At 73.4% G+C, this 22,193-nt stretch carries 19 protein-coding genes and 3 tRNA genes; 11 read left to right on the forward strand and 11 right to left on the reverse strand.

What is annotated here, in order from left to right; all coding sequences use genetic code 11:
- The first annotated feature begins 78 nt into the window (after positions 1-78).
- Entirely contained in the window at positions 79-582 is a 504-nt protein-coding gene (locus BSL84_RS10775; protein ID WP_234308286.1) for a hypothetical protein, read from the forward strand.
- A 35-nt stretch (positions 583-617) separates the two neighbouring features.
- Here BSL84_RS10775 and BSL84_RS10780 read toward each other — a convergent pair whose 3' ends face one another.
- Positions 618-1,340, reverse strand: a complete 723-nt coding sequence (locus BSL84_RS10780) for an esterase/lipase family protein (RefSeq protein WP_075970235.1) — start codon at positions 1,338-1,340, stop codon at positions 618-620.
- A gap of 211 nt (positions 1,341-1,551) precedes the next feature.
- Here BSL84_RS10780 and BSL84_RS10785 point away from each other — a divergent pair, with 211 nt between their 5' ends.
- On the forward strand, positions 1,552-2,589 hold the full coding sequence (locus tag BSL84_RS10785; RefSeq protein ID WP_030037471.1) for a rod shape-determining protein: 1,038 nt from the start codon (positions 1,552-1,554) through the stop codon (positions 2,587-2,589).
- A 107-nt stretch (positions 2,590-2,696) separates the two neighbouring features.
- On the opposite strand, the gene BSL84_RS10790 is transcribed toward BSL84_RS10785, so the two are convergent.
- A complete protein-coding gene (locus BSL84_RS10790) occupies positions 2,697-3,137 on the reverse strand; it encodes an Lrp/AsnC family transcriptional regulator (protein WP_045320727.1) in 441 nt (146 codons plus the stop codon).
- A 70-nt stretch (positions 3,138-3,207) separates the two neighbouring features.
- Between BSL84_RS10790 and BSL84_RS10795 the strand changes: the two genes are divergently transcribed.
- The gene (locus BSL84_RS10795) at positions 3,208-3,879 is read left to right on the forward strand and encodes a LysE family transporter (RefSeq protein WP_158879730.1); all 672 of its coding nucleotides are present in this window, start codon (positions 3,208-3,210) and stop codon (positions 3,877-3,879) included.
- 624 nt (positions 3,880-4,503) lie between these two features.
- Entirely contained in the window at positions 4,504-5,871 is a 1,368-nt protein-coding gene (locus tag BSL84_RS10800; protein ID WP_234363442.1) for a carboxyl transferase domain-containing protein, read from the forward strand.
- A 53-nt stretch (positions 5,872-5,924) separates the two neighbouring features.
- Here the strand turns inward: BSL84_RS10800 and BSL84_RS10805 are convergent, their stop codons facing one another.
- Complete coding sequence (locus BSL84_RS10805; protein WP_075970236.1) at positions 5,925-6,770, reverse strand: helix-turn-helix domain-containing protein; 846 nt, start codon at positions 6,768-6,770, stop codon at positions 5,925-5,927.
- 48 nt (positions 6,771-6,818) lie between these two features.
- Between BSL84_RS10805 and BSL84_RS10810 the strand changes: the two genes are divergently transcribed.
- Positions 6,819-7,181: a cupin domain-containing protein gene (locus BSL84_RS10810; protein WP_030030459.1), complete on the forward strand. Its 363-nt coding sequence runs from the start codon at positions 6,819-6,821 to the stop codon at positions 7,179-7,181.
- Positions 7,182-7,201: 20 nt separating this feature from the next.
- Here the strand turns inward: BSL84_RS10810 and BSL84_RS10815 are convergent, their stop codons facing one another.
- On the reverse strand, positions 7,202-8,464 hold the full coding sequence (locus BSL84_RS10815) for an MFS transporter (RefSeq protein ID WP_030030458.1): 1,263 nt from the start codon (positions 8,462-8,464) through the stop codon (positions 7,202-7,204).
- 170 nt (positions 8,465-8,634) lie between these two features.
- Here BSL84_RS10815 and BSL84_RS10820 point away from each other — a divergent pair, with 170 nt between their 5' ends.
- The gene (locus BSL84_RS10820) at positions 8,635-9,792 is read left to right on the forward strand and encodes a carboxylate-amine ligase (RefSeq protein ID WP_078848757.1); all 1,158 of its coding nucleotides are present in this window, start codon (positions 8,635-8,637) and stop codon (positions 9,790-9,792) included.
- A gap of 64 nt (positions 9,793-9,856) precedes the next feature.
- Here BSL84_RS10820 and BSL84_RS10825 read toward each other — a convergent pair.
- From BSL84_RS10825 to BSL84_RS10835, 3 genes are all read right to left on the reverse strand, one after another.
- A tRNA-Ile gene (locus BSL84_RS10825) sits at positions 9,857-9,930 on the reverse strand.
- 188 nt (positions 9,931-10,118) lie between these two features.
- Positions 10,119-10,191 (reverse strand) — tRNA-Asn (locus BSL84_RS10830).
- Between the two features lie 5 nt (positions 10,192-10,196).
- A tRNA-Asn gene (locus BSL84_RS10835) sits at positions 10,197-10,269 on the reverse strand.
- A gap of 145 nt (positions 10,270-10,414) precedes the next feature.
- Here BSL84_RS10835 and BSL84_RS10840 point away from each other — a divergent pair.
- The 4 genes from BSL84_RS10840 (at position 10,415) to BSL84_RS10855 (ending at position 16,068) form a co-directional block, all read left to right on the forward strand.
- Positions 10,415-10,720: a hypothetical protein gene (locus tag BSL84_RS10840; RefSeq protein ID WP_030030456.1), complete on the forward strand. Its 306-nt coding sequence runs from the start codon at positions 10,415-10,417 to the stop codon at positions 10,718-10,720.
- Between the two features lie 95 nt (positions 10,721-10,815).
- A complete protein-coding gene (locus BSL84_RS10845; protein WP_075970237.1) occupies positions 10,816-12,264 on the forward strand; it encodes an FGGY family carbohydrate kinase in 1,449 nt (482 codons plus the stop codon).
- Positions 12,265-12,415: 151 nt separating this feature from the next.
- A complete protein-coding gene (locus BSL84_RS10850) occupies positions 12,416-14,149 on the forward strand; it encodes an ABC transporter ATP-binding protein (protein WP_075970238.1) in 1,734 nt (577 codons plus the stop codon).
- Positions 14,146-16,068, forward strand: a complete 1,923-nt coding sequence (locus BSL84_RS10855; protein WP_045320741.1) for an ABC transporter ATP-binding protein — start codon at positions 14,146-14,148, stop codon at positions 16,066-16,068. Before BSL84_RS10850 ends, BSL84_RS10855 begins: the two co-directional genes overlap by 4 nt.
- A 94-nt stretch (positions 16,069-16,162) precedes the next feature.
- Here the strand turns inward: BSL84_RS10855 and BSL84_RS10860 are convergent, their stop codons facing one another.
- The 4 genes from BSL84_RS10860 to BSL84_RS10875 all read right to left on the reverse strand — a co-directional run bounded on the left by BSL84_RS10860 (position 16,163) and on the right by BSL84_RS10875 (position 21,060).
- The gene (locus BSL84_RS10860) at positions 16,163-17,215 is read right to left on the reverse strand and encodes an RNA polymerase sigma factor (RefSeq protein ID WP_030027846.1); all 1,053 of its coding nucleotides are present in this window, start codon (positions 17,213-17,215) and stop codon (positions 16,163-16,165) included.
- A gap of 476 nt (positions 17,216-17,691) precedes the next feature.
- Complete coding sequence (locus tag BSL84_RS10865) at positions 17,692-19,767, reverse strand: molybdopterin oxidoreductase family protein (RefSeq protein ID WP_030027845.1); 2,076 nt, start codon at positions 19,765-19,767, stop codon at positions 17,692-17,694.
- Between the two features lie 67 nt (positions 19,768-19,834).
- Positions 19,835-20,197, reverse strand: coding sequence for a hypothetical protein (locus BSL84_RS10870; RefSeq protein WP_234363443.1), 363 nt, complete (start codon positions 20,195-20,197; stop codon positions 19,835-19,837).
- Positions 20,198-20,346: 149 nt separating this feature from the next.
- Positions 20,347-21,060, reverse strand: a complete 714-nt coding sequence (locus tag BSL84_RS10875) for a SanA/YdcF family protein (RefSeq protein ID WP_045320743.1) — start codon at positions 21,058-21,060, stop codon at positions 20,347-20,349.
- Between the two features lie 386 nt (positions 21,061-21,446).
- Between BSL84_RS10875 and BSL84_RS10880 the strand changes: the two genes are divergently transcribed.
- Positions 21,447-22,169 (forward strand): sirohydrochlorin chelatase, encoded by a 723-nt coding sequence (locus BSL84_RS10880; protein ID WP_075970239.1) that lies wholly within the window; start codon positions 21,447-21,449, stop codon positions 22,167-22,169.
- The last annotated feature ends 24 nt before the right edge of the window (positions 22,170-22,193 follow it).

Genomic DNA, 22,193 nt, shown 5'->3' on the forward strand with positions numbered 1-22,193 from the left:
GTAAGGATCCTGTGTGGAATCGTTTCCTCCGTGACAACTTTCGGGCCGGCCGCGTTCCAGCTGGTGCTGCTGCGGCGGATGGCCGACTTCCAGCCCGGCCTCGCCGACGAGGCCCGCCGCCGACTGGGCGCCTCCCTCGCGGACCAGCGGGAGGCGAACAAGCGCTGGCAGGCGATGGTGCGCTCGCCGCGCGCCCGCGGGGCGCTGGCCCGGTACCGCTCGGTGCTCGGGCCGCCGGAGTCGGCCGAGCACCGCACCATCGGCGATCTGGAGTGCGAGGCCCTGCTGTGGCCGCTGCCGCTCTGGCCGGACCTGCGCTTCGAGGTGCTGGCGGCTGCGGACGGGGCGGTGTGGAACGAGTGGCTCGTACGGGCCCCGGGCGCGCGGGGGCCCGTACTGGACTCGCCGGCCGATCTGCTGCCCTGGTCGGCGACGGTGGACGAGGTGGCGCGCGCCTTCGCGCCGGTACGGCCGATGGAGGGCACCGCCCCGACGCGCTGGCGCCTCGCCTTCACCACGCAGGGCCGGCCGTGCGTGGCCGAGTTCACCTACGGCCTCCTCCAGCGCGTGGCCTGGCCCTGACGGCAGGCCACGCGGGCGCTCCCGCACGGGACGCGCTACGAGGTGAGGAAGGCGCGGACTCCGGCCGAGGTCCCGTCGTCGCCGAGCAGGTCGTTGTGCGCCAGGCATCCGACCGCGGCGTTGGCGGCGCCCGTGAGCGGGACGCTGTCGTCGGGGTTGACCACCTCGTCGCAGCCCGACCAGAAGGTCGCGTACTTCACGGCGCCGGGGGTGGGGTCCCCGTCGCCCAGGTTCCGCACGACGTACGACCCGGGGGTCATGTCCCGGCACGCCTGGTCCCACAGGGCGCAGGCCCAGGCGGTGGAGGTGCCCCGGTTGGGGCCGGCCAGCGAGACCCAGTGGTCGACGGCGGCCGCTCCCCCGCCGAACTTGACGTACCAGCGGCTGACCAGCGAGCCGAAGGAGTGCGACACGATGTCGACCTTCGCGGCGCCGGTCTCCCGGCGGACCTCCTCGACGTAGGCGGCGAGCCGGCCGGCGAGGACCTCGTTGACGGACCGGTGGGTGTCGTAGCCGAAGGAGTGGAGCTCCGCGTCGGCGTAGCCGTCGGCCCGCAGGTCGGCTCGCAGCGACCCCCAGACGCCGGGGTCGGCGTTGTATCCGTGCACGAAGACCACCGGGGTGCGCGGTGATACCGGGTCAGAGGCGGGGGCCGGGCCCGGGCCGGCGGCACGAGCCGCGGCGGGCGCCGTGATGGCCAGGCTGAGCGCCAGGCAGAGCGTCAGGAGCGCGACCAGTCCCTGTCGGGCCGTCAGCATCGGTCCCCCCTTACCTTGTTACGCGCGAGTAGCGCGTGTGGTGCGGGCATGCTGCTGCCTGTCGGTACAGAAATCCACCCTCATGCAGCCGCGACACTCCCACGGCCGGAGCATTCCAACGGGCGAACAGGGCGAAATGCCCGAGATGATAGGACAAGCGACCGGCACTTCCGCCGGTCCTCTTGCGTCAGCGCTCTCGGGAGGTTCTGCCGTGACCGTCAGTCTTGAGCAGTTGCGCCGCTGCCACGTCGCCGTCGACCTGGGGGCGGCGAGGACCCGCGTGTACGTCAAGGGCGCCGGCCTCGTGGTCGACGAACCCAGCGTCGCCGCGGTGAACACACGTACCGGCGCGCTCATCGCCGTCGGAACCTTCGCCGAGCGGATGACCGGCCGCACACCCGACTACATCAGGGTCGTACGCCCCGTCTCCGGCGGCACCGTCGTCGACATCGAGATGGCCCAGCGGATGCTGCGCCACCTCCTCGGCGAGAAGCTGCGGCGCGCCCTGCGGCGCAAGCCGCGACTGCGGGCCGCCGCCTGCACGCCGCACGACGCGGACCCGCTCGCCCAGCGGGCGGCCGTGGAGACCCTGGTCGGACTCGGCGCCCGGCGCGTCGAACTGGTCGACACCCTGATCGCCGCGGCCGTCGGCTGCGGACTGCCCGTGGAGCAGCCGACCGCGACGATGATCATGGTGTGCGGGGCCGCTGCCACCCAGGTCGCCGTCCTCTCCCTCGGTTCGATCGTCACCGCCCAGCGGATCCCCGTCGGCGGCGAGGCCATCGACCACGCCGTCGTCCAGCACCTGCGCCACGCACACGAGCTGATGCTGCCCAGCCAGGCCGTCCGGCCGCTGCAACTTGCCCTGCACGGCAACGGCCTCACCTCCGGCGGGCCGGCCTCCACCCTCATCCACGGCCGTGACGTCGCCACCGGACTGGCGCGTTCCGTACATGTGGACACCGCCGCCGTACGGGACGCCATCCACACGCCGCTGACCGCCGTCCTCGACGGGATCGGCAAGGTGCTGCGCGACTGCCCGCCCGACCTGGTCGCCGACCTGACGGACCGGGGAATCATGATGGTCGGCGGCAGCGCCCTCCTGCCGGGCCTGGACCAGATGCTGCGGGACGCCACCGGCATGCCCGTCGCCATCGCCGAACGGCCCGACGTGTGCGCCGTGATGGGTCTCGGCGCCATGCTCGAAGGGAAGATCGCTCCCATGGTCCTCAACCCGCTGGCCGGATGACGGACGCCGCACAGGCAGCGGCCGGCGAACCGGAACACGGGGCGCGGGGCGCGGGGCGCGGGCCACGGCGGTGACGCGGGAGCCGGCGCTCTGCCGTCGGCCCCGCCTCAGAGCCGGTCGGGGCGGTTGGCGGCACGCAGGGCGATCCGGGTGTTGGACTGGGCCACCCCCGCCTCCCGCTTCAGGCGGCGCAGCAGCCCGTCGAGGGCGGCGGGATCGGCCGCCCGGGCGCGTACGAGGTAGTCGTGCGCGCCGGTCACGTGGACGACCTCGGTGATCCCGGGGAGCTTGTCGACCTGCCGCTCGAACTCCTCGTTCGTGGTGTCCTGGCGCAAGGTGACGTCGATGAAGACGACGAGGCCGCCGGCCGTGTCGGCGGCCGGGTCCACCACGACGGTGAACCCGCGGATCACCCCCTCCCGGCGCATCCGCCGCACCCGGTCGGCGGTGGCGTTGGCGCTGAGGCCGACGCGGACTCCGAGGTCGCGGTAGGAGATCCGCGCATCCTGCTGCAGGATGCCGAGGATTTCCCTGTCGAGACGGTCCATGCCGCGATTCTCGCAGTCGGCGCCGGTATTCGCGCTCCTGGCGCGAGCCGTCAGGCCGACGCTGCCCCGCATGAGCGAACTGATGACGCCCGCTCTCGCGGGCGCCGCCGCCGGCCTGGGCGTGGCGATGCCGATGGGTGCGATGAGCGTGCTGCTCCTCCAGGAGGCCATACGGCACCGCCGCACCGCGATGGCAGCGGCCGCCGGCGTGGCCGTGGTCGACCTCGGCTACGCGGCCCTCGCCACCGCCGTCGGCCCCTGGGTGGCCTCTCACATCTCCCCCGTGGAGGCCTGGGTCCGGCTGGCCTCGGCGGTGATCCTGCTGGCCATCGCGGCCCACGGCCTCGCCGGAGCCCGCCGCGGAGCCCCGGCCCCGCCGCCCCCGGGGCAGGAGGGTCCGGGCGCGGCCGCCGGGGCGGGGGGAGGCACCCGCACCGCCACCGACGTGCGCCCGGCCAGGGCCTTCGCCCGCTTCGTGGCCCTGACCGCGATCAACCCCACCACCGCCCTCTACTTCGCGGCCCTCACCACGGCCCAGGGTGCCGTCCTCGGCTCCGGCCCGGCGGGGGCCGCCTTCCTCGTCGGCGTCGGCCTCGCCTCCCTCCTGTGGCAGCAGTCCCTCGTCGCCCTCGGCTCCCTCGCGGGCGCCCGCATCTCCCCGACGGCCCGCCTCTGGACCTTCCGCCTGGGCTACGGCCTGGTCGCCGCCTATGCGCTGAAGATCGCCTTCCCTCTGCCGTGACGGGCTGTTCACACGCCCTTCCTGGACCGTGACCGCCGGCCGGGCGAGCCTGGGTCGGTACGGGCCGGGCGGAGGTCCTTCCAGGAGGCGGGCATGACGTGCAGTGTGCCGAGCCCGGCGGTGACGCCACCAACCTCCTCCACGACGTCGTGACCGGTCCGGCGCGCTGCTGCGCCACCACCGGGCGGGCGGCCTGAAGGCCCCTCACCCGCCTGCTCGTCGCCGGCACCGTGCCCGCCGTGGTCCTCGACGCGGTGATCCGCGTGTTCGCCGTCCCCGGCCCGCACGTCGGGGCTGCTGCTGCGGACCCTGCGCCCGGCGCCGGCCCGCACGACCCGCCCGCCCTCGCCGCGCGCGGACCTTCGTCCCCTCGGTCGTCGGCGCCGCCACCTACGCGCCGGCGGCCTGGTCGGCCGGCACCTCGGCGCCCGGCTCCAGCCCCGCCTGCCCGAGAGGCGCTGCGGCTGCTGCTCGCCGCCCTGGCCACGTCCGTCGGGGCGCTGCACGCCGTCCGGTTCGCGGGCTGACCGCCGCAGCCCGGCCGAAGTACTGTCGCCCACAGACCATTTCGCTGGTCCACACTGCCGACACTGATCCGACACCGATCCGACCTGGGGTGAACCCGTGACGACGACCCGGCTCTCGGCCCGCGCGGCCATCGCCGCCGTGAGCGACACCGGCAGCTTCACCGAACTGCCCGCACCCCTTGGGGAGTCCCCCGCCGACGGCCCGCTGGCCTGGGCCGGCTACGACGCCTCCCGCGCCCGCGCCACCGAGCGCACCGGCGAACACGAGTCCGTCGTCACCGGCACCGCCCGCATCGGCGGCCGCGAAGCCGTCCTGGTCTCCTTCGAGTTCGGCTTCCTCGGCGGCTCGCTGGGCCGACGCACCGGAGACCGGCTCGAAGCCGCCTACACGCACGCCCGCGAGCACCGCCTCCCGCTGGTCTCGCTCATCGCCACGGGCGGCTCCCGCATGCAGGAAGGCATGCTCGCGCTCGGCCAGCTGCAGCGCGTGGCCCGCCAGAGCGTCCTGACCCGGGCCGCCGGACTTCCCCAGCTCGCCGTGCTGCGCGATCCGACCACCGGCGGCGGCTGGGCCACCCTCGGCGCCGGCGCCGACGTCGTCCTCGCACTGCCCGGCGCCCAGGTCGGCTTCGCCGGGTCCCGGGTGCGCCCGGCGGACGCGGACCCGGCGGCGTACACCGCCGAGGGGCAGTACGCCGCCGGTCACGTGGACGCGGTGGTCCCCGCCGCGCAGCTGCCGGGCACCCTCGCGGGCTGGCTCCGCGTCCTCGCCGCGCCCCGCTCCGGCGAGCCGGTCGAGCCCCCGGCCGCACTGGCCGGCGTACGCCCGCCCGCCACCGGCTGGGACGCGGTACGGCAGGCGCGCGACCCCGGCCGACCGCGCGCCGAGGCGTACCTGGACGCGTACTTCGAGCTCCGCCTGCACCTGTCCGGGGACCGGGCGGGCGGCACGGACCCGGGCATGCTGTGCGGATTCGGGCTGCGGGAGGGCCGGGCCGTGGCCTACGCCGCCCAGTGCGGCACCGCCACCCGCCCGGCGGGATACCGCACGGCCACCCGCGTGGTCCGCCTCGCGGACCGGCTCGGCATCCCCGTGCTCACCCTGGTGGACACTCCGGGCGCGGCCAACGACGCCGCCGCCGAGCACGCGGGCGCGGGTGCCGCCATCGCCGACACCTTCGCGGCACTGGCGGCGGCCACCGTGCCCGTCACCACCCTTCTGATCGGCGAGGGCGGTTCGGGCGGCGCCCTGGCGCTGGCCGCGCCGGGGAACACCTGGGTGACGCCGGACAGCTACTTCTCCGTCATCGCCCCGGAACTGGCCGCGGCCATCCTCAAACGTCCCCCGTCGGCCGCCCCCGCCACGGCGGACCAGCTCCGCATCCGCCCCCAGGACCTGGTGGCCCTGGGCGTGGCCCGCGGCATCGTCACCCCGGCCGGACCGGACGGCACCGCAGGGGCGTAGGGGCGGCGGACTCGCGGGTGCGGCCGCCGTTTCGCACCCCGCGGGCCGTCGTTTCACACCCCGCGTGACCGGGCGAACCTGGCCGGGCTGGTCCCGACGTGCCGTGCGAAGTGCCGCGCGAGGTGGGCCTGGTCGTAGAAGCCCGCCTCCACCGCCGCATGCGCCGGCCGCGCCCCCGCGAGCAGCAGACCTCGTGCCACCGCCACCCTCCGCCCGGTCAGGTAGGCGTGCGGCGGCAGCCCGTAGGCCGTCCGGAAACTGCGGATGAGGTGGGTGGGATGGACATGGCCGAGCCGGGCCGAGGCCTCCTCCAGCGTGATCCCCTCCACCAGCCGGGCGTCCAGCAGCTCGCGCAGCCGTACGGCCAGCCGCCGCCCGCCCGTCCCCGCGCCGGCCGCCCCGGCCGCACCGGCGGGCGGCTCTCCCCGGCCCGCCAGCCACCCGCGCAGCCGCTCCTGTACGAAGGCCAGCCGCGACTGCGCCTCCAGGGGGTCCCGCCCGCGCTGCCCGAGCGCCAGGTGCAGCCCGTGTACGCGCTCGCGCAGCGCGGCGTCGACCAGCAGCGGCGCGTCCACGGCAGCTCCGGTCAGCCGCTCCGGCAGGACCGAGGTGTCCAGGTACAGGACGCGCTTGCGGAAGCCCGCCTCCGTGACGGTCCGTCCGTCGTGGACCACCCCGGGCGGCAGCAGGACCACCGCGTCCGACACCCCGGCGCCGTGGCGTTCCCGGTCGAGGGCGAAGTCCACCCGCCCGCCGTCCACGATCATCAGCGCCCAGGTGTCGTGCACGTGCGCCGGATACGCGTGCTCGGTGAAGCGGGCGTGGAAGACCTCGGCGATGCCCGGCACCGGAGGCCGCCAGGCGTACACCGTGCTGCGCGGCGGTGGTATCGCGGCCATGTCAGGAACGTACAAGACGGGCCGCCCGCCCGGCGCCAGGCTGTCCGCATGACGACACAGAAGATCGACGTCGCCGGGAAACTGGCCGGTTTCACCGAGCACTGGGCGCCGCGCCGCATCGCCCGCGTCAACGACTACGAGGTCAAGGTCGCCAAGGTCCGGGGCGAGTTCGTGTGGCACACCCACGAGGACACCGACGAGCTGTTCCTCGTCGTCTCCGGCACCCTGACGATCCGCCTGCGCGAAGGGGACGTAATCCTGGGCCCGGGCGAGATGTACGTCGTCCCGCGCGGGACGGAGCACTGCCCGGCGGCGGACGAGGAGGCCCACATCCTGCTCTTCGAACCGGTCGGCACGGTCAACACCGGCGGCGTGGGCGGCGAACGCACCCGCGAGCCGGTGGACGCGTAGGCGGCCCCGGTACGGTCCTGCTACGCCTTCGGGGAGCGCGCGTCGTAGCGGGCGAAGTCGCGCCAGCGCAGGGCGAGCAGGCCGACCACCACGACGCAGCCCAGCCCGCCGCACGTGACGGCGACGGCCGGGGAGGTCAGGTCGGCGGCGGTCCCGGCGAAGAAGTCCCCGAGCCGGGGCCCGCCCGCGACCACCACGATGAAGACGCCCTGGAGGCGTCCGCGCATGTCGTCGGGGGTGGCTGCCTGGAGCATGGTGGTGCGGAACACCATCGAGACGGTGTCCGCGTACCCGGCGAGGGCCAGGAAGAACAGCCCGAGCCACAGGTTCCGCATGAGGCCGAACACCGCGATGGCCAGCCCCCACGCGGCCACGGCCAGCAGGATCGCCAGCCCGTGCCGCCTGATGCGGGACTGCCAGCCGGAGAACAGCCCGCCGAGCAGCGCCCCCGCGGCGATCGCGGCCACCATCAGGCCGACCGTCTTCGCGGTGTCCCCGTACCAGAGGACGGCGATGGCGGGGAACAGCGCCTTCGGCTGGGCCAGCACCATGGCGGCCATGTCGGTGAAGAACGTCATCCGGATGTTGGGCCGGGTGCCGAGGAAGCGCAGTCCGTCGGCGACGGATGCCCTCCCCCGCGCGCCCTCGGCCCGGTCCGGCTTCATCGACGGCAGCCGCCACATCGCGTAGAGGGCGGCGGTGAAGGTGACGGCGTCGACCAGGTACGCCCACTCGTACCCCCCGACGGCGACGATCAGCCCGCCCAGGGCGGGACCGACCATCGTGCCGAAGGTCATGGTCACGGAGTTCAGGGCGTTGGCCGCGGGCAGCTGTTCCGCGGGCAGCAGCCTCGGGATCATCGCCGAGCGCGCCGGCCCGGTCAGCGCCCCGCAGGCGGCCTGGAGCGCGACGACGGCGTACAGGAACCAGACGCGGTGGTAGCCGACCAGTGCGGCCGCGGCGAGCGCGACCGACAGCGCGGCGGCGCCGAGGGAGCTGTAGAGGCCGAGCTTGCGCCGGTCCACGGTGTCGGCGATGGCCCCGCCGTAGAGGCCGAAGACGATCAGCGGGACGAGGGAGAAGAGCCCCACCAGCCCTACGGCGAAGCTGGAGCGGGTGATGTCGTAGACCTGGAGCGAGATCGCGAGGGCCGTCATCGCCTGGCCTACCCAGGAGATCGTTCCCCCGAACCACAGCCTGCGGTAGTCCGCGGACGTGGACAGCGGTGTGAGGTCGGCTAATATCCGCCGCTGCGGGCGGGTCGGCGCACTGGTACGAGTCACATCGGATCATAACCACGGGCAACAGTCGCCCCACGCTGCTCCGGACTCCCCTCCCGGGCGGGCGGTTGCCGGTAACCCGCCACTGTCACGGGACATTTGACTGATTCGCCGCACGCTCCCGCCTCGTGTTCGGCTCATGATGAAAAGACTCGTATGTCCAGGGAGGCGTAGTGATCGAACCTGGCAACAGCACCACGAGCACCGGCACCGCGCAGAACACGGTGCACCCCACCGTGCCCCTCACCGTCGGCGTCGAGGAGGAGTTCCTGCTCGTCGACGCCCGCACTCTCCGGGTGGTCCCCGCCGCCCCGATGGTCCTGGCGACGGCCGCCGGGATGCCGGGCGAGATGCACCCGGAAGGCACCCGCTACCAGGTGGAGATATCCACCCCGGTCGCCGACTCGGCCGCCTCGCTGCGCGCCGAACTCGTCGCCCTGCGGCGCACCCTCGGACGGGCCGCCCGCGCCCACGGCTGCCGGCTCCTGGCCGCGCCGTCGCCGGTCGTCGCGGTGGAAGGGCCGCTGCACCTGACGGACGACCTGCCGCGCCAGCGCGAGCAGCACCGCCGCTTCGGCGCGCTCACCGACACCCTCGTCAGCTGCGGCCGCCACGTCCACATCGGCACGCTCGACGTGGACACGGCGGTCGCGGTCTCCAACCGGATCAGACCATGGCTGCCCACGCTGATCGCGCTGGCCGCCAACTCGCCGTTCTGGGGCGGCCGTGACACCGGCCACTCCAGCTGGCGGGCGATGGCCTGGTCCGGCTGGCCCTCGGCGGGCCCGCCTCCGCACTTCACGTCCACGGCCCACTTCCGGCGCTCGGTGCAGACCCTGCTCGGGTCGGGAGCGGCCCTGGACACCAAGATGGTCTACTGGGACCTCCGCCCCTCCGGCCACTGGCCGACGCTGGAGTTCCGCGCGCCGGACATGTCCGCGGCCGTCGACTCGGCGGTCCTGCAGGCCGAACTGGCCCGCGCACTCGTGGCCACGGCGCTCCGCGAGATCGGCGAGCAGCGCCCCGAGCCGGCCCTGCGGGACGACGTACTGCACCTCGCGCGCTGGCGGGCGGCCCACGACGGCCTGGAGGGCTTCGGCCTCGACCCGTACACGGGCGCGGAACTCCCGGCGGCCGACCTCGCGGAGGCCCTGCTGGACCTGGTCGCCCCGGAACTGGCCGCCGCGGGCGACCTGGACCACGCGGCCAAGACCCTCGCCGGCCTCCTGCGCGACGGCTCGGGCGCCCACCGCCAGCGAGCGGCCTACGCCCGCCGCCAGGACCTGTCGGACGTCCTGCGCCTCCTCGTGGACGAAACGGAGGACTTCTGACGGCCCACTCCCCGGAAAACGCCGAAGCCGCAGGTGCGATCGTTTCTGCACCTGCGGCTTGCGGTGGGGCGGGTGGGACTCGAACCCACGGCCGACGGATTATGAGTCCGCTGCTCTAACCGGCTGAGCTACCGCCCCTTCACGGCGTGGCGCGTACATCTGTGCGCGCCGTCTGCCGCAGCATAGCCGCTCATACGATCTCCTGCCTCGGATGCCTCGCATGATCGGCTTCGCCTGTTCAGAGAGACCGCGCTGAGGGCTGCCCGGTTCCCGAAAAGGCCGACAAAGAGAAAAGAGGACCCCGTAGGGTCCTCTTCTCTGCCTTGCTCCCCCGGCTGGACTCGAACCAGCAACCCTCCGGTTAACAGCCGAATGCTCTGCCAATTGAGCTACAGGGGACTGCGCTCCCCCGACTGGACTCGAACCAGTAACCTGCCGGTTAACAGCCGGCTGCTCTGCCAATTGAGCTACAGGGGATTGCTGCGGTGCATCGAACAGCCCACCTCCGGCCTTGCCGGGGGGCGAGCGCTCGCTGCGAGACATAGATTAGCGCAAGCAGGGGGGTGCTCCGCCAATCGGTATCGACAGCAGGCCGGGCACCACACGACGAAGGGTGACAGGCATGCGGTACAAGGTCACGTTCGTGGTCGGACTGGCTCTCGGGTACGTGCTCGGAACGCGGGCCGGACGCGAGCGCTACGAGAAGCTGAAGAAGTCCGCCCGCCAGGTCGCGCAGAATCCCGCGGTGCGCAACGCCGCCGAGACCGCGGGACATACCGGGCGGGAGTACGCCGGGAAGGCCTTCGCCGTGGTGAGCGAGAAGGTCGGCGACGCCGTACCGGGCTCGCTCGCGGACCGGGTACGCGCACTGCGCGGCCACAGCAACGGCCAGGCCGCCGATGACGACTGGGGCACCAGCAACACCTGACCCGTCAGAGGCGGCACCGGGAGCCCCTGGGACCCATGAGGTTTCAGGGGCTCCGGGACGGTCGGGAGCGCCCCGCGTGCGGCAGAATTCTCCGCATGGGGATAGTCGCCGGGCTGGACAGCTCTTCCGCCTTCACACGCATCGTCGTCTGTGACACCGACACCGGCGCCGTGCTGCGCCAGGGGTACGCACCCCATCCGCAGCCCGCGGGCGAACCCGACGGCGCCAGCCCCCACGAGACCGACCCCCAGGCCTGGCTGCTCTCCCTCGGCGAGGCCGCCGGCGGCGGGATCCTGGAGGGGGTCCAGGCCATCGGGGTCTCCGCGCAGCAGCACGGCCTGCTCCCGCTGGACCCGCAGGGCGCCCTGGTGCGCCCGGCCCTCGTCGGCAACGACAAGCGCGGCCAGGCCGCGGCCGCCGACCTCACCGAAGCCCTCGGCGGGCGGCACGCCTGGGCCGAGGCGGTGGGCTCGGTCCCGCACTCCGCGCAGCCCGTCGCGAAGCTGGCCTGGCTGGCCCGCACCGAGCCCGAGGCGGCCCGCCGGGTGGCCGTGCTGATGTCCCCGCACGACTGGCTGGTCTGGCAGCTGCTGGGCCGCCCGGCCCGGCGGACCACCGACCGCGGCGGCGCCTCCGGAACCGGCTACTGGTCGGCGGCCGCCGGAGCCTGGCGGCCCGACCTGGTCGAGCTGGCACTCGGGCACCGGGCCCTGCTGCCGGAGGTGCTCGGCCCCGCCGACGCGGCCGGAACCACGCCCGAGGGGCTGCTGATATCCGCCGGCACCGGCGAGACGATGGCCGCGGCGCTGGGCCTGGGGCTGGGCCCCGGCGACGCGGTGGTCTCCCTCGGCGCCTCCGGGTCGGTGATGGCGCTGCACCACGAGGCGCTGTCGGAGCCGGGCGGGCTGATCACCTCCCTGGCCGACGCCACCGGCATGCATCTGCCCGTGGTGAACACCTCCAACGCCGTACGGGCCCTGCGCGGCACCGCCGAGCTGCTCGGCACCGACCTGGAGGGCCTGTCCGCGCTCGCGCTGAAGTCGACCCCGGGCGCGCACGGCCTCGTACTGCTGCCGTATCTGGAAGGTGAGCGGACGCCGAGCCTGCCGCATGCCGCCGGAACCCTCAGCGGGCTGCGCCGGGACTCGATGAAGCCGGAGCACCTGGCCCGGGCGGCCTTCGAGGGCATGCTGTGCGGCCTGGTGGACGCCCTCGACGTGCTGCGCTCGCGCGGGGTCGAGATCCGCCGGGTGTTCCTGCTGGGGGCGGCCGCGGAGCTGCCCGCCGTGCAGGTGGCGGCCCCCGGGCTGTTCGGCACGCAGATCGTCGTACCGGCACCGGCCGACTACGCGGCGCTGGGCGCGGCCCGCCAGGCGGCCTGGGCGCTCGGTGTGGCGCAGGGCACACTGGCTCCGCACACCCCGCCCCACTGGCCGGCCCCCGCGGCGCAGGTCTTCGAGCCGGGCGAGGAGTTCGCGGCCTGGCAGGGCGTCCGCCAGCAGTACGTCGCCACGCGGGAGCAGATCCACCCCGGGGCGTTCTGACCGCTGCCGGATCAGGGCGGGCGCGGGGTCGTAGGACCCGCGCCGCGCCGCTGGTCCTTTTGACCGGCCTTTGCGAAATCCGATGGGGATCGGTGGGCCGATTGGCCGAAGATGGGTTGAACCCCTCGATCGTGCCGACCGGAGCCTGCGCGTGCTCATACGACTTCTGCGGACCCACCTGGGCCCGTACCGCAAACCCATCGCGGCGCTGGTCCTGCTGCAACTGCTGCAGACCAGCGCCAGCCTCTACCTGCCCACCCTGAACGCCGACATCATCGACAAGGGTGTCGTCAACGGCGACACCGGCTACATCCTGCGCTTCGGCGCACTGATGCTGGGCGTCTCGCTCGTCCAGCTCGTCTGCAACGTCGGAGCCGTCTACTACGGCGCCCGCACGGCCGCGGCCGTCGGTCGCGACATCCGTGGCGCCGTCTTCGACCGGGTGCAGAGCTTCTCCGCCCGGGAGCTCGGCCAGTTCGGCGCCCCGTCACTGATCACCCGTACGACGAACGACGTCCAGCAGGTCCAGATGCTGGTGCTGATGACCTTCACCCTGATGGTGTCGGCCCCGATCATGTGCGTCGGCGGCATCGCGATGGCGCTCTCGCTGGACGTGCGTCTGTCGGGCGTCCTGCTGGCCGTGGTGCCCGTACTCGGGATCTCCGTCGGCGCCATCGTCCACCGGACGCGGCCGCTGTTCCGCCAGCTGCAGGACCGCCTGGACACCGTGAACCGGGTGCTGCGCGAGCAGATCACCGGCAACCGGGTGATCCGCGCCTTCGTCCGCGACGACTACGAGAAGGAACGCTTCCGGGAGGCCAACGCCGACCTCACCGGCGTCTCGCTGGCCTCGGGCCGGCTGCTGGCTCTGATGTTCCCGACCGTGATCGTGGTCGTGAACATCTCCAGCGTCGCCGTCATCTGGTTCGGCGCGATGCGCGTCGACAGCGGCGGTATGGAGGTCGGCCAGCTCACGGCCTTCCTCGCCTACCTGATGCAGATCGTCATGTCCGTGATGATGGCCACCTTCATGTTCATGATGGTGCCGCGCGCCGAGGTCTGCGCCGAGCGCATCCAGGAGGTGCTGGACACCGAGTCCAGCGTCGTCCCGCCCGCCGAACCGGTGCGCGAACTCACCCGCCGCGGGCTCCTGGAGCTGCGCGGCGCCGACTTCGGCTACCCGGGCGCCGAGTCCCCCGTCCTGCGCGGTGTGGACCTGGTGGCCCGTCCCGGCGAGACCACGGCGGTGATCGGCTCCACCGGAAGCGGCAAGTCCACGCTGCTGGGCCTGGTCCCGCGGCTGTTCGACGCGACCGGCGGCGAGGTACTGGTCGACGGCGAGGACGTACGCCGACTCGACCCGGAACTGCTGGCGAGGACGGTCGGCATGGTGCCGCAGAAGCCGTACCTCTTCTCCGGCACCATCGCCTCCAACCTGCGCTACGGACGCCCGGACGCCGGCGACGAAGAGCTGTGGCATGCGCTGGAGGTCGCCCAGGCGAAGGAGTTCGTCTCGGCGCTGGAGGGCGGCCTGGAGGCCCCCGTGACCCAGGGCGGGACGAACGTCTCCGGCGGCCAGCGCCAGCGACTGGCCATCGCCCGCACGCTGGTCCAGCGCCCCGAGATCTACCTCTTCGACGACTCCTTCTCGGCCCTGGACTACGCGACGGACGCGGCGCTGCGCGCGGCGCTCGCCCGCGAGACCGAGGACGCGACCGTGGTCATCGTCGCCCAGCGGGTCGCGACGATCCGCGACGCCGACCGGATCATCGTCCTGGACGAGGGGCAGGTCGTGGGCGAGGGACGCCACCACGAGCTGATGGCCGGCAACGAGACCTACCGGGAGATCGTGCTCTCCCAGCTGACGGAGGCGGAGGCCGCATGAGCGGGCCCGGAGGACGGATGATGATGGGGCCGGCCCAGCGGTCCCTGGACTTCAGGGGATCGGGCAGGCGGCTGCTGGCCCAGCTCGCGCAGGACCGGGCCAAGCTGTGGGGCATGGTCCTCGCCGTTGTCGGCAGCGTCGCCTGCGCCGTCGTCGGACCGAAGATCCTCGGCGAGGCGACCGACCTGGTCTTCGCGGGGATCGTGGGCCGGGAGATGCCGGCCGGCGTGACCAAGCAGCAGGCGCTGGAGGCGATGCGCGCCCGCGGTGACGAGGGCATGGCGGACATGCTGTCCGGCACCGACTTCACCCCCGGACAGGGCATCGACTTCGGCGCCGTCGGGGTCGTGGCGATCTGGGCGCTGGTGGTCTTCACCCTGGCCGGCCTGCTGATGCTGGTCGCGACCCGGCTGTCGAACCACGTCATGAACGGCACCCTGTACCGGATGCGCGAGGAGCTCCAGGCAAAGCTGTCGCGGCTGCCGCTGTCGTACTTCGACCAGCAGAAGCGCGGCGAGGTGCTGAGCCGGGCCACCAACGACATAGACAACATCGGCCAGACGCTGCAGCAGACGATGGGTCAGCTGCTGAACTCGCTGCTGACGATCGTCGGCGTGCTGGCCATGATGTTCTGGATCTCGCCGCTGCTGGCGCTGGTCGCGGTGGGGACCGTACCGGTCTCCGTCTACGTCGCCGCGAAGATCGGCAAGAAGTCGCAGCCGCAGTTCGTGGAGCAGTGGAAGACGACCGGCACGCTCAACGCCCACATCGAGGAGATGTACTCGGGGCACAACCTGGTCAAGGTCTTCGGCCGGCAGAAGGAGTCCGCGGCGGTCTTCGCCGAGCAGAACGAGGCGCTGTACCGGGCCTCCTTCAAGGCCCAGCTGGTCAGCGGCATCATGCAGCCGGTGATGTTCTTCATCTCGAACATCAACTACGTGCTGATCGCGGTGGTCGGCGGGCTGCGGGTCGCCTCCGGCAGCCTGTCGATCGGTGACGTGCAGGCCTTCATCCAGTACTCGCGGCAGTTCTCGATGCCGCTGACGCAGGTCGCGTCGATGGCGAACCTGGTGCAGTCCGGTGTCGCCTCGGCGGAGCGGGTCTACGAGCTGCTGGACGCCCCGGAGCAGGAGCGCGACGCCGACGTGCCGGAGCGCCCCCGGGAGCTGCGCGGACAGGTCACCTTCGACAAGGTGGCCTTCCGCTACGAGCCGGACCGGCCGCTCATCGAGAACCTGTCGCTCTCGGTGGAGCCGGGCCACACGGTCGCGATCGTCGGCCCGACGGGTGCCGGCAAGACGACCCTGGTGAACCTGCTGATGCGGTTCTACGAGGTCACGGGCGGCGAGATCGCCCTCGACGGGGTGGACATCGCCAAGATGACCCGCGAGGAGCTGCGCGGCGGCATCGGCATGGTGCTGCAGGACACCTGGCTGTTCGGCGGCACCATCGCGGAGAACATCGCCTACGGTGCCTCGCGCGAGGTGACGCGTGCCGAGATCGAGGAGGCGGCGCGGGCGGCGCACGCGGACCGGTTCATCCGGACGCTGCCGGACGGCTACGACACGGTGCTGGACGACGAGGGTTCGGGGGTCAGCGCGGGCGAGAAGCAGCTGATCACCATCGCCCGGGCGTTCCTGTCGGATCCGGTGATCCTGGTCCTCGACGAGGCGACGAGCTCGGTGGACACCCGTACCGAGGTGCTGATCCAGAAGGCGATGGCGCGGCTGGCGCACGGCCGTACGTCCTTCGTGATCGCGCACCGGCTCTCCACGATCCGCGACGCCGACGTGATCCTGGTGATGGAGAGCGGTTCGATCGTGGAGCAGGGCACGCACGAGGAGCTGCTGGCGTCGGGCGGTGCCTACGCTCGGCTGTACGCGGCGCAGTTCGCCCAGGCGGTCGCCGAGGTCGACTGACGGCGGCGTGAGCGGGTGGGGGCGTCCTTCGGGGCGCCCTTTCCCGTTGCGGCGGGTGTCGGTGGGTGTCGACGGGTGTCGGTGGGTGTCCGCTTCAGTCGAGGTAGCCGCGCAGCTGGTCGGCGAAGGCGTGGTCGCGCAGCTTGTTGAGGGTCTTGGACTCGATCTGGCGGATCCGCTCGCGCGTCACGCCGAAGATCCGGCCGATCTCCTCCAGGGTGCGGGGGCGTCCGTCCGCGAGGCCGTAGCGCAACTGCACGACCTTGCGCTCACGTTCGCCGAGGGTCGACAGGACCGCCTCCAGGTGCTCGCGCAGCAGGAAGAAGGCGGCCGACTCCACGGGGGAGGCTGCGTCCCCGTCCTCGATGAGGTCGCCGAGGGCGACGTCGTCCTCCTCGCCGACGGGGGCGTGCAGGGAGACCGGCTCCTGGGCGAGGCGCAGCACTTCGAGTACGCGCTCGGGGGTCAGCTCCAGGTGGTGGGCGACCTCTTCGGCGGTGGGCTCGTAGCCGCGTTCCTGGAGCATGCGGCGCTGGACGCGCACGACGCGGTTGATCAGCTCGACGACGTGGACGGGCACGCGGATGGTCCGGGCCTGGTCGGCGAGGGCCCGGGACATCGCCTGCCGGATCCACCAGGTGGCGTAGGTGGAGAACTTGTACCCGCGGGCGTAGTCGAACTTCTCAACGGCCCGGATCAGCCCGAGGTTCCCCTCCTGCACCAGGTCGAGCATGGTGAGCCCGCGGCCGACGTACCGCTTCGCGACGGAGACGACGAGGCGCAGGTTCGACTCGATGAGCCGGCGTTTGGCCATGCGACCCATGACGACGAGCCGGTCGAGGTCGAGGGCGAGCTGGGAGTCGAGGTCGGGGGTGTTGCCGAGCTTCTCCTCGGCGAACAGTCCGGCTTCGACGCGCCGTGCCAGGTCCACCTCCTCCGCGGCGGTGAGCAGCGGGATCCTGCCTATCTCGCGCAGGTACTGGCGGAACAGGTCGGCGGAGGGTCCGGATCCGCCCCCGCTCCCGTCGCTGTCCCGCCTGCGCTGCACAGGTACCGGCTCGATGAGCTCCAGTACCTCGGGCTCTTCGTCCACGGCGACGGCCTCCGAGGACTCGCTCGCGTTCACGGTCAGGGTCCGGGTCTGCACGGGGGCGACCTCCAGGGCTCCGAGGACGGGGGCTCCGCATTCAGTGTGGGGTAGGACACATCGCTGCCACGAGGGGCGTGCGGGCACTTTCTGAGTCCGGTGCGTGACCGATGGTTACCCCCCTCGGGGAACCCCGATGCGGATCGGACTCATGTCCGAGACGATCGGCTCCACGTCGGAGTACGAAGCCCACGTGACGGTGCGCCGTCCGGGCGCGGCGGAGCTGGCGCGGCGGAGCTGGCGCGGCTCGACGTCTGGCCCGGAGCGCGGAGTTGGGGGCGCCCCCCCCATCGTCCGGCACGGGGTCGGACGGCGTCGCCGCCGATACGCCCTTCGGCAGGCGGGCGGGGCTCCGTAGCCGGACACGCGGAAGCACCTGGAAACCCTCGGCATCGCGCGCATCGGATCCGACGGCTACGTGGGCGCCGAGTGGCAGCACTGCGCGGCGGATTAGCCGGAGTTGGCCGAGGACAGCCTCAGGCCGGTTCGACGCGGACCGCGCAGACCTTGAACTCCGGCATGCGGGAGGTGGGGTCGAGGGCCGGGTTGGTCAGGGTGTTGGCGCGGCCCTCGCCCGGCCAGTGGAAGGGCATGAAGACCGTGTCCGCGCGGATGGCGTCGGTGATGCGGGCCGGGGCCACGGCGCGGCCGCGGCGGGAGGTGACCGCGAGGGGGCTGCCGTCGACCGCGCCGATGCGGGCGGCGAGGCGGGGGTGCAGTTCGACGAACGGGCCGGGTGCGGCCTCGTTGAGCTCGTCCACCCGGCGGGTCTGGGCGCCGGACTGGTACTGGGCGACCACACGGCCGGTGGTGAGCAGGAGCGGGTACTCCGCGTCGGGGACCTCCGCGGCGTCGCGGTGGGCGACGGGGACGAAGCGGGCCCGGCCGTCGTCCGTGGCGAAACGGTCCAGGAAGAGGCGCTGGGTGCCGGCCGATCCTTCGGGGCAGGGCCAGAAGACGCCCTGCTCGGACTCGATGCGGTCGTAGGTGATGCCCGAGTAGTCCGCCGGGCCGCCGGCCGAGGCGCGGCGCAGTTCGTCGAAGACCTCCTCGGGGGCGGTGGGGAAGCCCTTCTCGACGCCGAGGCGGGCGGCGAGCCCGTGCAGGACGTCCAGGTCGCTGCGGACGCCGGGGGGCGGGGTCAGGGCGCGGCGGCGCAGCAGGACGCGGCCCTCCAGGTTGGTGGTGGTGCCGGTCTCCTCCGCCCACTGGGTGACGGGGAGGACGACGTCCGCGAGGGCGGCCGTCTCGGAGAGCACGACGTCGGCGACGGCGAGGAAGTCCAGTGAGCGGATGCGGTCCTCGATGTGTGCGGCCCGGGGGGCGGAGACCACCGGGTTGGAGCCCATCAGCAGGAGCGACTTCACGTCGGTGCCGAGGGCGTCGAGGAGTTCGTAGGCGCTGCGGCCGGGCCCGGGCAGGCTGTCGGGGTCGACGCCCCAGACCTCGGCGACGTGTGCCCGCGCGGCCGGATCGGTGAGCTTGCGGTAGCCGGGGAGCTGGTCGGCCTTCTGCCCGTGCTCGCGTCCGCCCTGGCCGTTGCCCTGGCCGGTGAGGCAGCCGTAGCCGGACAGCGGGCGGCCGGCCCGGCCGGTGGCCAGGCACAGGTTGATCCATGCGCCGACGGTGTCTGTGCCCTTGGACTGCTGCTCCGGGCCGCGGGCGGTCAGGACCATCGCGGACTCCGGTGCGCAGAAGAGGGAGACGGCCTCGCGCAGGGCCGGGACCGGGACGCCGGTGATCCGTTCCACCAGCTCCGGCCAGTGGGCCATGGCGGCGGCCCGGGCCTCCTCCCAGCCGGTGGTGCGGGCGGCGATGAACTCCTCGTCGGTGCGGCCGTCGGCGACGACGAGGTGCAGGAGGCCCAGGGCGAGGGCGAGGTCGGTGCCGGGGCGCGGGGCCAGGTGCAGGTCGGCCTGTTCCGCGGTGCGCGTGCGGCGCGGGTCGATGACGATGAGGGTGCCGCCGTTGGCCTTGAGCTCGGTGAGGTAGCGCAGGGCGGGCGGCATGGTCTCGGCCAGGTTCGAACCGACGAGGATCACGCAGCCGGTGCGGGGGATGTCCTCCAGCGGGAAGGGCAGGCCGCGGTCGAGCCCGAAGGCCTTCTGGTGCGCGGCGGCGGCCGATGACATGCAGAAGCGGCCGTTGTAGTCGATCTGCGAGGTACGCAGGGCGACGCGGGCGAACTTGCCGAGCGCGTACGCCTTCTCGTTGGTCAGCCCGCCGCCGCCGAAGACGCCGACCGCGTCCGGCCCGTGCTCGCGGGACGTGCGGGTGAGGCCCGCGGCGACGGCGTCCAAAGCCTCCTCCCAGGTGGCCGGTTCGAGCCGCCCTGCGTGGGTGCGGACGAGCGGCTCGGTCAGGCGCACCCGGGAGGAGAGCACGGCAGGGGCGGTGCGGCCCTTGCCGCACAGTGCTCCCCGGTTGACCGGGAAGTCGGCGCGCTCCTCCACCGTCACGCCCGCGCCGCCGGGCTCGGGGCGCAGGTTCATCCCGCACTGCAGGGCGCAGTAGGGGCAGTGTGTGGCGGTGGCGGTGGCGGAGGTGCTCATGGCCCCAGCCTGCGCCGCCGGTGTTACACGGGCAGCCGCGCCGCGTTACGGCTCGGGATGCTCCACCTCAGCGCGGCCCGGCGCCCCCGGTGAGGGCGGCGTCGAGGGCCGGCCGCAGCTCGGGTCGGCCGAGGACCTCCACGAACATGATCCGGCCGTCGACGACGTCGAGGATCAGGTCTCCACGGGCCGGGAGCAGTGCCACGTTGCGGTGGCCCGGCCCGTAGGGCGTCCCCGGTGGGTGGGACGCGGTGTGGAAGCTCTGGCAGAAGTCGTCGCCGCAGCCGCAGTCGGCGAGGACGCGGAGGTCGTGGGCGCAGATGGCGAGGTCGCCCTCGCCCTCCTCCTGCAGCAGCCGCACGAGTTCGGCGCTCAGCCCCGGGAGGACGTCACGCAGCAGGGGTGCGGTGGTGTCGTCGTCCTGTTGCACAGGGCGGACCGTAGCCCGGCTCTCCCGGCGGAGGCACCCGATTATGCGGGCCGGCCGCGCGTACGGCGGGCGCGTACGACGGACCGTACGACAGGCGGCTGTGACCGGGCCGTGCAGGACGGGCGACTGCCGCGCCCGCCGGCGGTGCGTCACCTCGCCGAAGCCGCCAGGGCCTGCGATATGCCCTGTTCCTTCGGGCCCAGGAAGTGCGGGGCCGGCTTGAAGGCCGCGTCCACGGCCGCCTTGCCGGCCGCGAGGAACTCGCGCGCCTGCCCGTAGCGCCAGGTGGCGTCGTGCACGTCGGCGACCCCGACGCCGTACGAGTCCAGGCCCGCCGCCTGGCACAGGGCGACGGCCCTGCGTATGTGGAAGCCCTGGGTGACCAGCACGGCCCGGTCGACCCCGAAGATCTCCTTGGCCCGCACGCAGGAGTCCCACGTGTCGAAGCCCGCGTAGTCGCTGACGATCCGCCCGTCCGGCACCCCCTTCCCGGTGAGGTAGGTGCGCATCGCGTCGGGCTCGTCGTACTCGCGGCGGCTGTTGTCCCCCGTGACCAGGACGACCTTGACCTTGCCGGTGCGGTACAGCTCGGCAGCGGCGTCGAGCCGGTCGGCGAGATAGGGGGTGGGCCGCCCCCGCCACAGGCCGGCCCCGAACACCACCGCCACATCGGCGGCGGGCGCGTCGGCCGTGGTCCGCAGCCGGTCGGCGGCCGACGCGTGGGTCCACGCCGACGGGAGCAGCGCCAGCACACAACCCGCCATGACGGCCCGCACCGCTCGCCGTCTGCCCCTGACTCCCCGCAGCCGCCTGGGCCACCCCGCCCGGTAGCCCACCGTCCTCACCGCCACAGCCGCACGCATCCTCACCCGCCCCCTCAGCCTCGCCGTCGTCATAGCCATCGCCGTCGCCCAGCCCTTGATCCTCATGACCGCCCCTCCCGCGCACCCACCGGCACACACCGTTCGCACACATTGACGATCACCACCCGGCCGCGAGTTCCGCCCCCGCCCTCTTTCACTCGTACGAACGACCGAGTGAGCACCCCGCAAACACCCGTCACCCCGGCGCAACGCACCCGCAACGTCCGACCCGCAGGATCGGTGCATGACGGAGCCGGTGCACCCTCCCGACAGCCCCTCCCTCCCGGTCGGCAGCGCGGCCGAGCTGCTGACCCGGATCACGCCCAACTCGGCACGCAGCTCCGCGGACTGCGACCGCCCCGCACCCGCCCCCTCGGAGGCCGCCCATGCAGCAGCCCACCCTCGTCGCCGTGGCCCACGGCAGCCGCGACCCGCGCGCCCTGCGCACCGCCCTCGCCCTCCTCGAACGGGTCCGCGAGCTCCGCCCGCGCCTCGACGTCCGGCTCGGCCACATCGAGCTGAACGAGCCGCTGCTCGACTACACCCTGCGCGCCGCGTCCGGCGCCGCGGTGCTCGTCCCGCTGCTGCTCGGCCGCGGCCACCACGTCAAACGCGACCTCCCCGCGGCCGCCGCCCGTGCCACCCACCTGGACACCCGCGTGGCCGCTCCGCTGGGCCCCCACCCGCTGCTCGTCGAAGCGCTGTACGAGCGGCTCACGGAGGCCGGGTGGACCGCCGGCACCGCCGTGGTCCTCGGCGCCGCCGGCTCCCGCGACCCCGACTCGGCAGCCGACACCCGGCGCACCGCCTCGCTGCTCTCCCGGCGCCTCGGCGGCGTCCCGGTGGTGCCCGCCTACGCCTCGGCCGCCGCGCCCGACGCCCCCGGGGCCGTCCGCGCCCTCGCCGCCCGCGGCCACCGCCGGATCGCCGTGGCCTCGTACTTCGCCGCTCCCGGCCGGTTCGCCACCCAGACCGCCGCGGCCGCGCCCGACCTCGCGGCCGCCCCGCTGGGCGATCACCCCGCCCTGGCCCGGCTGTTGCTGCACCGCTACGACGAGGCCCTGGCCCGTCCCGCCGCCCGCCCCCTGCCGGAACTCGTCTCCGCCTGATCCCGGTTTGTCAGTCGTTGCGGT

The sequence above is a fragment of the Streptomyces sp. TN58 genome (genome assembly GCF_001941845.1).
Taxonomy (GTDB): domain Bacteria; phylum Actinomycetota; class Actinomycetes; order Streptomycetales; family Streptomycetaceae; genus Streptomyces.

Coding starts and splice junctions, on each gene's coding strand:
- BSL84_RS10775 (WP_234308286.1), top strand. CDS start 79: ATGGCCGACTTCCAGCCCGGCCTCGCCGACGAGGCCCGCCGCCGACTG.
- BSL84_RS10780 (WP_075970235.1), bottom strand. CDS start 1,340: ATGCTGACGGCCCGACAGGGACTGGTCGCGCTCCTGACGCTCTGCCTG.
- BSL84_RS10790 (WP_045320727.1), bottom strand. CDS start 3,137: ATGGACCGTCTCGACAGGGAAATCCTCGGCATCCTGCAGCAGGATGCG.
- BSL84_RS10795 (WP_158879730.1), top strand. CDS start 3,208: ATGAGCGAACTGATGACGCCCGCTCTCGCGGGCGCCGCCGCCGGCCTG.
- BSL84_RS10805 (WP_075970236.1), bottom strand. CDS start 6,770: ATGGCCGCGATACCACCGCCGCGCAGCACGGTGTACGCCTGGCGGCCT.
- BSL84_RS10810 (WP_030030459.1), top strand. CDS start 6,819: ATGACGACACAGAAGATCGACGTCGCCGGGAAACTGGCCGGTTTCACC.
- BSL84_RS10840 (WP_030030456.1), top strand. CDS start 10,415: ATGCGGTACAAGGTCACGTTCGTGGTCGGACTGGCTCTCGGGTACGTG.
- BSL84_RS10845 (WP_075970237.1), top strand. CDS start 10,816: ATGGGGATAGTCGCCGGGCTGGACAGCTCTTCCGCCTTCACACGCATC.
- BSL84_RS10855 (WP_045320741.1), top strand. CDS start 14,146: ATGAGCGGGCCCGGAGGACGGATGATGATGGGGCCGGCCCAGCGGTCC.
- BSL84_RS10865 (WP_030027845.1), bottom strand. CDS start 19,767: ATGAGCACCTCCGCCACCGCCACCGCCACACACTGCCCCTACTGCGCC.
- BSL84_RS10875 (WP_045320743.1), bottom strand. CDS start 21,060: ATGCGTGCGGCTGTGGCGGTGAGGACGGTGGGCTACCGGGCGGGGTGG.
- BSL84_RS10880 (WP_075970239.1), top strand. CDS start 21,447: ATGCAGCAGCCCACCCTCGTCGCCGTGGCCCACGGCAGCCGCGACCCG.